Raw genomic sequence first — 3,103 nt, forward strand, 5'->3', positions numbered from 1 at the left:
CTTGACCATTTTGTAGTAAGTCTACTTGAATCTTGTCCGGACGATCTGTCGCATTGTCGCCCTTCCATGTTTTTGTTCCTGTAACGGATGTGGTTTTCACTTCTTTTGTATTCGTAATGTTGTAGCCATTTACTTCCGATTTGTATCCTGCTACCGGTTTTTCTTTTACTGTATACGTATAGGCAACACCATTTGCATCATATTGTGCTAAATCTGCAAATGTATATTTCCAACCGTTTATTGCTGTTACGTCTTGTGTGTTGATCGCTTGACCATTTTGTAGTAAGTCTACTTGAATCTTGTCCGGACGATCTGTCGCATTGTCGTCTTTCCATGTTTTTGTTCCTTCTACTGCTGTTTGACCTACTTTTGTATTTGTGATGTCATAACCGCTTACGCTAGATTGATATCCTACTACTGGTTGTTCTTTTACTGTATACGTGTAAGCATTACCGTCATTATCATATGCAGGTACATTTGCAAACGTATAGTTCCAACCATTTTCCGCTGTTACTTCTTTCGTATCAATCTTTTGACCATTTCGGAGTAAGTCTACTTGAATCGTTTTCGGACGATCTATCGCATTGTTATCATTCCATGTTTTTGTTCCTGAAACAGATGTGGTTTTCACCTTATTCGGAATCATCAGCTTTACACCCTTTTCAGCATTTCCATCAACTGTAAAGCTTATTTTTGTTTGAGGGTCAAAATCCACATAATCTGGAGCTTTAATCTCTTGCACATAGTAATTTCCTGGATCTAAATTAGGAATTTCAGTAATACCTTGTGCACCTGTTGTATATGTATCTCCGATTTGCTCACCCGATTCCTTATACAACTTAAACGTAACATTTGGGATGAATTTTTCTGGATTTCCTTCAATGTGCTTAACAATTCTTAACGTTCCTTTAGGCGGCAAATCACCTTGCGCACCGCCACCCATGCTTATATTCTTAACCCATGTACTATTTTCATTCGATACTGGAGCTTCGTTAACAATTTGGTAATTAATCTTATAATTATTAAAAAAAGATTCTTGAGTCTTTCCGCTTTCAGTTATAGCAGTTGTATAGCCAACCGTAAAAGAATTACCGCTTGCTTTATCCTTATCAATCAAGACATCAAATGAATTATCACCAGTAAAAGTAATCGTTCCATAACCTTGATCTTGAAATTGTTGAAGTGTTAAATTTAAAGACGTAGTTCCATTATTAATTGCTATATAAAAACTATTCTTATTAAGTGTTTGACCGGGCTGCACACTATCAGACAAAACAATATCAGTATTTAACTGCTGTTTTTTATTGTTTATAGCCAAGAACCAACGTACTTCATCGGTGTTGCTTGGCTGAATATCGCCTGATTTGTAGAAAAACAATGTAGGTTCTGTACTACCAGTTGGGCCGCTAATCGTTACCGCTTGCTTTGCTAAATCTGTACCTAGATTTGTTTCGATTGTTTTTGTTTCTCCCGTTGGTACATTCATTCCTGAAACTGTAAAATTAAAATGTCCTCTAATATTTTGAAGTTTCTCAACCACGTCAGTAAATGTACATACGACATTCGTTGTCGTGATTTGACAAGTACCAAAATCAGTCCCTTCGTCATTTTTTAATGGAATCGTTCCACTAAATCCTACTAATTCCGGAGGTAACGTTAATGTTAGTGTATCTCCAGCCTTCATTTTATTTCCGGATTTATCACTAAAATTTACATTTATTTTAGTCTGCTCTCCGTATTGTAGTTTTGTTTTCTCAATTGTAAAACTATCCACAAATCCTGTTGTATTTAATTCTTGTGCCTTTGCTATTATAGGTAGCAAACTCTGGCCTATCGTAAACATAAAAATCATTATAATTGAAAAAATCGAAAATACTCTTTTTGAATGTATATTCATGGCATCCCCCTATAGATTATATTTAGTTAGACTAAGTTATTAAGATATTCAACTTAAATACTCCTTCTCTTCAACCGATCAGTCTTTATCACCCCCTCTCAAAAGAATCCTTGCAATATTTAATCCCTTATGTGATTCTCTTCTCTAATCTTTTTCATTATAGGAAAGAATTAATTATAGGGTTTCTGATTTTTCTGTATTTTCCAGAGAACAAAATCCATTTGCTCAATCTATCACTAGATAATTAAGTAACATCTTTATATAAATCTTGATCTACAAATTTTTAATTAGATATAGAATAGTTATTGAGGAAATAATCCCGCATTTACTTTTAAATGGATTTTAATAATTAATATATTTTATTTTAAAGAATAGCATAACGTAATGTAGTGCAATATAATTTCATTCTACTTTACTAGATATGTATATGCTTTAAAGGTAATATCATAGAGTTTTAACCATTGAGTAAGAGGAGTATATAACATGATGCGGTTAAAACAACTATTATAAGTGTCGTATTAACTTCAGAATACTTTTAAGATTTCTCGTTTTAGGAATATATAATTTAATTTTAAGTATTCATAATATTACCACCTTAAATGAAAAAATCAAGCTTTTTTATTACTTTTTTCGACATTTTTTTCACTATCCATTAAAGTATATTTTCCAAAGGTTTTACTGAATTTCTCCCCTGCACATTTTTCATTGATTATTGTAATAAACTAGCGGAAGAATAATACATAATACCCTCGAATGATACTCGTATAAATACAATTCAAAGTCAATTCTTTCTGCTTTGTTTTTATAAAAAATATGCTAATTCAGAATCTTTTTCGACATTTTACGACAACTAATTTAATTTTATCTATTATTTAATTAGAATTATTCTATCTAAATAATGATAATAATATAAATCTAATTCCATTCAAAGTCAACTCTTTCTACTTCATTTTTATAAAAAATGTGTCAATTTAGACTCTTTTTTTATATTTCATGACAACTTATTTACTTTTATTCATTCTTTAATTAAAATAATCATATTTAAAGAACGATACTACACAACATGTAATAATAACTTCATTGAATATATAAGAAGAGAGCTATATATACATCAATTAAAAAAACGACATAAAACCCCTCTTTTTAGGTGGGAGAGAACATCTGGCCATGCATAGAAGCGGTCAGTTCCTTTTTCTGCCACATGCG

General features: G+C 31.7%; 1 protein-coding gene. It reads right to left on the bottom strand.

The features are described from left to right. Nucleotides 1-1,897, bottom strand: a 1,897-nt coding sequence (locus tag COO03_RS22720) for a Cna B-type domain-containing protein (protein WP_142316267.1), incomplete at its 3' end; no start/stop codon positions are given. Nucleotides 1,898-3,103 lie beyond the last annotated feature (1,206 nt).

Origin of the sequence: Bacillus sp. AFS098217, from assembly GCF_002551815.1 — a bacterium.
In the GTDB taxonomy this organism is placed as follows: Bacteria; Bacillota; Bacilli; order Bacillales; family Bacillaceae_G; genus Bacillus_A.